We start from the raw sequence: 988 nt of genomic DNA on the forward strand, positions 1-988 counted from the left end.
GTCACGCTGATGCCCAAGGTAGAACGCGGCTTGGTCATGGCTTCCCCCGACTGCCCACAATGGCTGATCCGGTCAGCTCACGCCATAACCTAGAATAACTCCAACCAATTTGAATCAAATTGATCCGCGCAACATGATTATGACGTCATCCATTCCTGAAACGTCACTCGCTCCCTGGCTGGGACGACATTATTCAAAACTGTGCGTAGCCGATCAGCTTTGGCACCATCTATCGCCAGGAGTCTTGCTAGCCGGCGAAAAAGTTCCGCATCTTCACTCCGAACCGACACTTCTACTCGCTTGTAGCCACGCGCGGCCTGCCGATGGCGATGCTCTTGAACAGCTTCCATCATATGATCCTCGATCAACTACTTATGATCTACACAACATAGAATGCGCTTTTGCGAACAAAGCGGATGCTTACTGACGAACGGCGGAAAATGCCTTACCTCGCATCCGGTAGACCATGATTCCGCTGGTGTTGAGAAAAATCAACGGAATTAATGCGTCATGTGGACGCACGTGCGTTGCGCAGCGGATTTTCTTCAGATGGTTGCGTTCGCGTCGACACCGCTCGGATGGCAGCGAGCCGGCAGAGTACCGCCGCAGCTCGGCGCAGACCCAACAACAATCCTCCGTCAAGCTGTCACCTTGCCCAGCCTCTGGCGCCTTCCTGGCACCGGCGGCAGGCGGCCTTATACACCGACAGCCATCCGGCGAGCGATCGCCGAGACATAACCACTGCTCGTCCTCAGATGCCGGGACCAGCCGCCACCATCGACGAAGCCTGTCAGGCAGCTTGATCAAGAAGCTCTGCGACCTGGAGATGGTCCCGGCCGTATTCTGGTACCTCTACAATCTGGGCCAGGGCCGGCAGCCGGATCGTGCCCTGCCCCAGCTCGAGCTGTTTCGCTGGACATCGGCAGGCGGCAGCACCCAGGCAGCCCTGTCAGGGCAATGACCATCAGAAATAATTGGTCGGTGCCTT

The 988-nt window shown here is 56.8% G+C and carries 1 protein-coding gene; it reads left to right on the forward strand.

From position 1 onward, the window contains the following. Positions 1-799: 799 nt before the first annotated feature. Positions 800-961 (forward strand): hypothetical protein, encoded by a 162-nt coding sequence (locus HLA95_RS27475; protein ID WP_222185139.1) that lies wholly within the window; start codon positions 800-802, stop codon positions 959-961. Positions 962-988: the final 27 nt, after the last annotated feature.

Source organism: Geminicoccus harenae (genome assembly GCF_019800005.1).
Taxonomy (GTDB): Bacteria; Pseudomonadota; Alphaproteobacteria; order Geminicoccales; family Geminicoccaceae; genus Geminicoccus; species Geminicoccus harenae.